Source organism: Moorena sp. SIO3I8 (assembly GCF_010692325.1).
GTDB lineage: Bacteria > Cyanobacteriota > Cyanobacteriia > Cyanobacteriales > Coleofasciculaceae > Moorena.
In genome coordinates, this window is record NZ_JAAHHW010000050.1 from 34,121 (window position 1) to 43,162 (window position 9,042).

At 45.1% G+C, this 9,042-nt stretch carries 4 protein-coding genes; all 4 read right to left on the reverse strand.

What is annotated here, in order from left to right:
• Positions 1–74: 74 nt before the first annotated feature.
• Positions 75–245, reverse strand: a complete 171-nt coding sequence (locus F6K51_RS19440) for a hypothetical protein (RefSeq protein WP_293023102.1) — start codon at positions 243–245, stop codon at positions 75–77.
• Positions 235–4,074: a hypothetical protein gene (locus F6K51_RS19445; protein ID WP_293023104.1), complete on the reverse strand. Its 3,840-nt coding sequence runs from the start codon at positions 4,072–4,074 to the stop codon at positions 235–237. The genes F6K51_RS19440 and F6K51_RS19445 overlap by 11 nt, the downstream gene beginning before the upstream one ends.
• A gap of 11 nt (positions 4,075–4,085) precedes the next feature.
• On the reverse strand, positions 4,086–7,661 hold the full coding sequence (locus F6K51_RS19450) for a LamG domain-containing protein (protein WP_293023107.1): 3,576 nt from the start codon (positions 7,659–7,661) through the stop codon (positions 4,086–4,088).
• Positions 7,662–8,619: 958 nt separating this feature from the next.
• Complete coding sequence (locus F6K51_RS19455; RefSeq protein ID WP_293023110.1) at positions 8,620–8,787, reverse strand: hypothetical protein; 168 nt, start codon at positions 8,785–8,787, stop codon at positions 8,620–8,622.
• Between the last annotated feature and the right edge of the window lie 255 nt (positions 8,788–9,042).

Sequence of the window (9,042 nt, forward strand, 5' to 3'; positions counted from 1 at the left end):
AATTAAATTCAACCTATTGGTTAGTGGCTTTGTAAGCCGTCAGCCGTCAGCCGTCAGCCGTCAGCTTATTTTATTCAAAAGCCAACTAGCGTGGCACAGGCTTCTAGCCTGTGACCTAACCTATAAGCTGATAGCTGATAGCTGATAGCTGATAGCTGATAGCTGATAGCTGACGTTGCTTTTAATAGTTGGACATTAACCTTTGGTGGGGGACGCACCACCAGATAGCTGTAGTTATTTAGCATAAGCAGCATACCAACCAACGGCATCATTACTATCCGTGGCATCAGGATTGCCAAAGATAACAATTTCGGTTTGTCCATTGGGGGGAAATGAGAGGACAAAAAACTTAAGAGCAACCTTCTTGATTTTTAACAAGTAAGCTGTACCAGAAGCGCTAGTCGAATCAACCAGTAATTCCACCGTCTTGAAGGACAGCTTCAGTACACTCTGGAGAGGAAAACCGAGCACATCCCCACCAATTCCCGGTAGCCTCAATCCCACAAAGGTTGTTGCTTTTTCCTGGGAACCATCCTGATTCGGTTCCCAGATAATCAACAGATTAACCACAAACTGAGCTGAACCCGACAATGCCCCCAAACTGCCCAAATTAAACTCGAAGTTAAAACCAAAGCCACTGTCGGGCATAGAACCACTGCCCAAGGGAGTTTTAACCGTAAGATACCCTTTAGGCTTGTTATCGGGTTGAGCAGGGTCGAGATAGACGAAGTTAGTCAGCTTAAGGGGAAATTTGCTGTAGAGACTATGGGGGCGGGCTTTACTGCGAGCGAAATCAAAGGCAATTTGGCTGGGCTCCACACTAAAGGTGATATCCTGGGTACCATTGGTATGCTTGCAGTTCATCACAATACTCAGCTTTGAAAACTGGAGGAATTGTTCGTTATTAGCTAGCTCATCCAGTTTTTGCTGCAACTCCGCTGATGCTTGATTGAGAGTATCAATCCCTACCTGATAATCGTCTTCCAGGGCACGGGCACTGCGGTTGACCAGGTTGCTGGCAGTTAACACTTCATCGGACAGGGAAGTATCTGACCCAAAGGATAATCCATCAAAGGCCTCTAGGTCACGGAAATTGAGACGGCCCCAGAGGGTAAATCGTCCAATGGTGAGTGTAGTATCATTGCCTGGGGGATCTGTGGAAAAAGTGGCCTTAACGATGTCAACATTATTGAGAATATGACTATCGGGTAGGGCAAAATAGTTCTCGCCGCTAAAGCTAAAGCCATAGGTAATCACCCCATTGTGTTCTTCCGTAAAGCCCTGGAGAATGACGATATTCCGTCCTGAGCGGCTATTGAGTAATTGGGTGGCTTCGTCAAAGAGTTTATCTAGGGTAAGATTGACTTCACTGGAAAATGCGGTAATTTGAGAATTTTGGAACTGCACCCGTAAGTTGGCCACCTGGAAGGCATAGCCCAAGGGACCCGTTTCTGGCACGGAGTTGTCTTCATAGTCCAGCAATCCAAACAAAGAAGACTGTTCCGCTACCAATTGCCCATTTTGGGGCAAAATGGGGGTGCCATTACTTCCAACATACTGAGCGTAGAAATTATCCCGGTCTTGTATGCCACATTCTAGGGCTTTCAAGTCTGGAGGCATTCCTGTCCCGACCGGGAGCTTAACATTTAACGCGATCATCCCTGACCAAAAGGTGCTGCTGCCAACCCGGGCTAGAGGGGCAGCATTATCCCGGTCTTTTTCAGCAGCATTGGGGTCGTTGGCGGTTGCGATCGCATTTTCAAAGAATGCCACTAAGCGATCGCGCACTGCTTTAATCTCTTTGACCCGTTCATCAGCATCCGTTGCCGTCCCGACAAATACCTCCGGTTGTTCCCACAGGGCGGTATCCTTGAGAATATCAATCAGGGGCTTATCTAGGAATTTAAACAGTAAGACCGTATCCGTATCCCCTGTGCCCTGTCGCCAATTGTCTGGATTGAGATCAAAGGTCCACCCTTGAATAGTCAGTTGATTATTCTGAAAATGCTCTTTGATAACTTGAGGAGGTTCATTGGTATCAAAGGTTTTGAGGGAACTCGGGTCAGTTATCACCAGGAACATCTGACTGGACTGGAAAGCTGAACGGAGGGATGAACCCCGTTCTAAGTCCTGCAAGCTTACATCATCATTGTCGGTATCCTTCGCCAGTAATAGACTATTGAGGGTTTGATAATCAGAGGAATAGGTTGCCAACAATCCCAGGGAAGTTGTACCAGTAATGGTTTCCGTTGTTGAGCTAGCAGCAGCCATGGCCTGAGCTTCAGGGGTAGCTGATCTACTCAAGGCACTGAATGCTTGCGGACTAGATGTCCCTATGCCTATGCCCTGTATTTCCTGAGCTTCACCGCTAAGTTGAGTGGTGTCTGTTTCAGCAACAATTCTAATTTTTTGGCGGCGCTGGGGATTGAGGATTTGTTCCTCCATTTGCTGATAGTGAGCCAGGGTTCCACTTACTCCACCATAGGGAAACAAGGGTAAATACTCTCCCCTTGGCAGTCCTGTAAAGGGAACCTCCAAAAACCTGAGGGGATCATCAGTTGGGTCTTGGTTTCCATCCTGAAACGTTGATGCTCGATACAGCAAGGACTGCTTGGGTTGGGAAAAATAGACCGGTAAATTCGTTACTTGGTCATATTCAATATATCCCCAAGCTGTGGTTGTTCCCGATTCTAGACGCTGCCCAGCTTCATTGGTATCTACAATTTGCTCAGGAACGAAATCCGGCGCAAAGGTCGGTTTTCCAGCTTCCAGATGCAGAATATTAACCTGTTGACTCGACAGTTGAATGTATTCAATCCCCGCTAATCCACACAAGAAGTTATCTTCATCTCGTATCGAAAAGTCCTTTCCACTGGGGATAGGGGTACTCTCGTAATTGGGAACCGAGAGAGTATATTTCCCTTGGGGGACTAGATACAAGGGTGAACCAAAGATGCTAGAATTCTGCCCTGGACGCTCTGCAAAGATTAGCCGACTGTCCCCATGACCATGGGGAGTGACATGGATGGAATATCCCAAATTGGTGCGATAACAAGAAGGCAAGGATAAATCCGAAATAGTAGAGTTTCCTGGCTCTACAAAGGCAAAGTAAGTGCGATCGCCATTCAATGGTTGGAGGGGATCTAGGGCGCTATATAAGGTCAGATTTTGGCTACCATCCCCCTGCTTAGAATAATGGGAAGCAGCATCCCTATCTTCCCCCAGAAAAGGATATCGATGGCTAGAAATCAGGAATTCCTGGTCGCTATTCAATCCTGCAAAACCAGACAAGGGGTCACTCGGGTCTAGTAAGGAGTTTGCGGATTTGAAAAACATCCGCAACGTCACATCCAGATAAACTAGTTCCTCAAAGGAGGCTGTGCCAGGAGATTGGTTTTGCAAGGTCAGGGCAAAGGTCAGGCAACCGGCCAACTCTCCACTAAAGGGTAATGCCATAGCTTCCCCTGCTTCATTGACCTCAATGCCTTTGAGCTGATGAGCACCATAACCTGTGGACAAATAAAAGGGGTCAGTTTTCGGTAATTCAGTTTCCGGTGATTCAGTCCCGGTGTTAGGGAGGTTGTGTACAGACGGATCCAGAGCAAACACAAACCCGTCTTTAGTTCCATTCAACTGACAAATTACGCCACTAGCGATCGCTAATTCATAGTTGCGGAAATTAAAAAAGGTCAGTCGCTCTACGGTATCTGTTGGAGACAGGGTCAGGGCATGAAATCGCCAGCGAGAGACTAACTCCTCTGGGTTATCAATCCACAAAAACCGAGTATTGCGTACCGAAGGTGTAATCAGAAATTCACGAATGCGATCGCATAGCGTCGGCAAAGCCGAATCGCTCAACACCGAAGGGTCTATAGCATCATTCCCCTCTAGAGCAGCTTTGAGAAATAGATATACTCCCGTCTTTATTGTCCAAGTTTCTTCCAGGGAAAGGGTTTGAGAACCTTCTATCGATCCTTCATTCACCCAAAAACCAATGCTATAGGGCACGGTAGGGTTAACGGATTCAGGTAAAAAGTAGAGCGCCTGTGCTGTTGATTGGGTAAAGGTAGTCATCTGCTCACCCCCTACAGGACAATGCGATCGCCTTTGACCAGAGGCAAATCAAGCACTGGACTATCTACGTCCAGGTAGATAAAGCGATAGCTAGGTTCGTTAGACACCCCTTCGTGTAAAAGGCGACTCAACCTCGGTTTTCCGGTAGAGTTCAGTAGGGATTCTCCCAGGGATACTGAAGGAATACTGACACGTTGCTCCATCAGTTGTCGTAAAGTCGTTCCCACCGGAACAAATACCGGTTGTTCCTGTAGCACCACCGTAATTTCTGGAATCACTGTTGCCCGTCCTCGGAAATAAAAGCTGGCAACGTTTGTCTTTTTATCCAGGTCTGTTACTGTTGCGGCTCCCATAATGGTTGCAGCTTGTCCGGGATCGAGGGAACCTGCAGAGGGAGCTGCCAAACTAGGATAAACTAGCCGCAAGTAGGGTTTTTGATAGCCAACTTTAAAGGTATCCAGACTACTCCCAGCCCCTACCGTAGCAATATCTGTGGTGACATAGGGCTGAATTTGGGACAAAAACCCATCAAAGTTGATCATTAGGTTAGTGCCATCCCGATAACTGTTGAGGCTATAGTAGGACGTGCCACTGCCCACAAACCCTGAATTAGCCGTAGATTGGGCTGGATGAACGAATTGATAGTTTTGGTAATCGACCCGTAACCGCATTCCAGCTTGCAAATCCACTGAGCCATTAACAGTATCCAAGCCGTAGTAGTAGTAGAGAATTTCCTCAACCAACAACGGCATCCGTTCAGCAATGCGGGTTTTGACAAGGGTGAGGGTACCAGGAATCAGATTACTGTTGGTATCTAGTTGAGTAATAAAGTTGTCGTAATCGGTCTTAAGTTGATCTAGCCAATTGTCACTGCTTTCCGGAGGAGTTATGGTCACGGTGCAGCTTTGATCAGCATTTTCTGTAAGGGTAAAGATGCCTGCGGTGCTGGAAATGTTATTGGAATCCGCAGCAGTGTTGAATAACTTGGGCAATGTTGTGGTTTGGGTGATGGCAGCAGAGTCGTTGGGTTTGCCCAAATAAATAACAGGTTTTTGCTCCACCACCGTAAAGTAGTAGTCCGCTTGATGGCGAAACTGTTGTGCAAAGATCACATCTACTTGGGAGTTTAACCGTTCCAAAATCGCTTCCAGGATGTGATTGGGAGTCAGCGGTGGGCGAACTAGGGTAAACTCCGGCACTGTAAAGGTGTTTACCGTCCCTGCTTGATCTGTCCAATCAAAGGTTCCAGAGACTTTGGCCAAAAAGCCTAACTCAGTCAGTTCCAGGATTACAGTGGCGTTCATCACGGAAGCGATCGCTACCTGGTCGATAATCTTGTGGGAGGTACCGGGTTCAAAGATTGGACCCAAGGTAACTTCAAACGGTAGACTCAAATTCCTTTGCCCTTCCAGGACAAACTGCTCATTGCGCCACCAGCCATGAAGTACAAGGTTTTCTCCCAACCAATTGCCCTTGAGAACGACTTTCCCATCTTCAATCCCGAGGGGGTCAAATTGACTCCGTTGTTGATTGTGACGAGCAAAGAGTAGCTTGAAATCTACCGTCCAATCAAATGGGCGATAATCCCTTAATTGGGGGAGTACTAGTTCAGACACAGAGGTGATGGAAGACATCTGCCAGATCTCCCCGGTGGTATCTGATTTCAGGAATAGACACAACCCCTCTAGGGTATTAATTTGTCCTAATCCGATTTGAAGGTCGAATTCCGGTGAATTGAGGGCAAGTTTACCCGGCGCATCCGCTTGAACTGCCGTAAAGGGAATTGACGTTTTCCATAACGTGCTATCCACTTGTCCCCACTTAAAGTACCAGGTTGGGGAGGTTCCAGGTTCTGATTGCCATTCCAGGGCAATCTTGGTGAAGTCAAACTCAGGGGTAACTTCCCGGATTTCAGAGGTGTCAACCTTAAGATTGAGCTTAGACTCTGAATAATGCTCTACATCCGGCATACCCTCCAAAGTCAGTTGAGCAGTTAGGGGTTGGTTCAAAGGAGTGGGCATATTAGTCAGCGTCAGGTTGCCCAAAATTTCAATAGTGGGGTAGTAGCGCTGGTAAATCGCCTCTGGTGTCAGGGCGGAGTCATAAATTGCCACCTCGTAGAGTTCCCCTTCCCAAGGGAAATCTTGATTCCTTCGGGAGTTGCCCCTGCGATCGAGAAATAAAACGTCATTTGCTAAAGCTAACTTAACAGCAGGGTCATTTGTCCAAAGATTAAGCTCCTGATCATCCCGATCTTTCCAAGGAGAATCCTCCTCATCATCCCGATTTTTCCAACGATTACCCCTCTGATTCCTATTTTTCGCACGATTACTCTGCTGATTCTTATTTCTCCAAAAATGACGCTCCTGATTATCGCTATTAATCCATTTTGAATTGTCTAGCTTGCCATTGAGATACAACTTGGCATTATCACTCTCATCCCCGAAGTTATTCTGTGAGAAGGTATAGACAACATAGGTTAGCTCGGTTGTTACTGTGTCGGGACTTGTCGTCAGGATTTGCCAATATCGGTTTCTATCATTAGTGTTGGTGCGCAATAGCACACTATACTCGTCGTGATGGTACCAATCCCCCGACCACCGATTTCCATAACCCTCTAGCCATTCTGAATCCCCTTGAGCGAGAGTCACATAGGGATTTTGAGGATCTTCGGATAGAGTCAGGACTATAGCTGGGTATTGTTGACCCGTTTGGCTAGGCTTAATCCAGGTTGCAATAGTGATTTCGTTGCTCTCTTGGAATGCCTTGATCAGTTTGCTAGCAGAACTTAGGTTTGCCGCTTCTAGGGTCGCATTTTCACTCTCGATCAAGCCATCTTTAACAGCGATAGACCCTAATCCCCACTGCACTGTTTCTGGCTCCGTTTGAATCCGTAAGTCGATGGCGGGTGCATCTTCGGTATTCCTCAAGGAGCAATCATAAACCCATTCTCCCGACTTTTCTCCAAACCAGTAGAGCACCTGGGGTTGAAGAGGATTTGATCCAGGTTTGACCGTAAAAGTCGTCAACTCCAAATTGCCCCACGGTTGAATCGGGATTTCCTGAGGATTATTAGGATTGTAATTAAAAATTAGTTCAGAGCCATCGCTCAACCCTGCCTCAAGGACAATATCTTGACCAGAGAAAACCGCCGTCACTGTTCCACTGACAGTGACGGTTTCGGAATTAAGTTGCTGGGTAAAACTCAGATTTAAATCTTTGAAATGAGTTGAGCCTTCCGGACTAAATCCAAAAGAATCAGTAGATTGAACTCCTAACGTAAATGAATCGCTGTCGTAGGTTAGTTCAATAGTATAAAATGCATCGAAAGGTGAGGCTGGTAATCCCGGTAAAATTAGGCTAGCTTGATAAAGGCTCTTATCAAGGGGTGCTCCAGGTTTGAGAATTTGTGCAACTGATGATTCTGCTAAAAACTCGGAGATTGTTTGTTTGCTATAGCGTTCCTTATCGAGTCCCTCAGGGATTGTAATCCAATAGATCTGGAAACCAGTCTGAGCATCAATCTCGTATTTAAAGTAGTACTCAGAACCTAGACTCAATAATGTTATAAATCCGTATGCGAGCATAAAAACTCCCTTGAATTCTATGGTAATGATTCAGAACGTAAGGTTATGGAATCAAATAAGGAGCAAGTGCAGTTTTATCAAGTTGAGCCGGTCGAGCTTGCTCAACAAACTCTATCACAGACTACCCCTAAGCAGAGCATTTTTTTGACTAAACTTAATATTTACTTAACTTAATAAATTAGCCGATAGATAAATTAGCAGTATCCTGAAAAGGTTCCCGAGACCGAGAGCCACTCCAGGTTTTTCCTTGATGTCCTTGCTGTCTGCCTGGTTGACGTTTAGATTTTTATCCTGTATCTTGTTTTTACTATTTCTGAGTAGGTCTGTTGATCGCAGTTTTGATGATATTTTGCGATCTAACTCTGCTAATTACAGGCAGTTTATCTATTTCTTTTTTCAGTTCTTCTATTGTTGCTTGCTGCTGATATATCTATAGACTTCGCTGCAGTCATGAGCATTTCTACCACTTCCTCCTTCGGCAACTGGTTTAATCGTTCTATATCTAGTTTTTTCGTCTGGCATTTGGTCACGTTCGCAATACTATCCCCTTTGTATCGCTTTTGTCAATACCCCACTCCTTTTATCCTGACTTTAGTCAGGATATCAAAAACCTATCGCCAGTTAAAACCACTGTTAAAATTTAAAATTATGTTCATAATATGTCTTTTATTTGCTAGACTGTTATCCGTATATCAAAACGATAAATTTTTGATTTTTATATATAAATAAATGTAGAAATATGCAGAATATTACCGAAAAATAAATCAAATTCTATCATAATAATTTTCCCTTATTAAAACATTATTCAAGCATAAATTTACGGCAAATAAAGCAAACAAAAGGATGCATTAAATTCTTGCCAAAAATTAGCTGATAATTCTTAAGCATATGCGCTACGCGGACGCTACGGGAACAGCATTCAGCCAACTCAACGAAAGGATAAAGACTTACAGTGATATCAAGTTGCGGTCAAACTTATAACTTCCTCTTCCACCCATCTCCCCATCTCCCCATCTCCCCATCTCCCCATCTCTTTATCCAACCAATCTACTCTTTTTGAATGCAACTCGGTATAACGTGGAAATCCCCCAGCGCGAGGATTGTTCCTGCCGGGGGAGGATGCCAATCCAAACCATACCTTAGAATTAGAGAGTTTTCCTATTTCATCAGCAAATTGGCTATATTGTTAAGTTTTGATAAGTTTTGATAAGTTCTATGGTGAGATGCCCAGAGGATGTTACTATCCGATGTTTCTGTATAAAAATTGTTAACGTGGATTAATGGGTGGAGAGATTTGGTGAGCCACTTAAGTCTAGAGCAAGAGGAGCAACTCCAGAAAATAGGGACCTATCTCAGCCAAGTCAGGCAGGAGAAATCTATA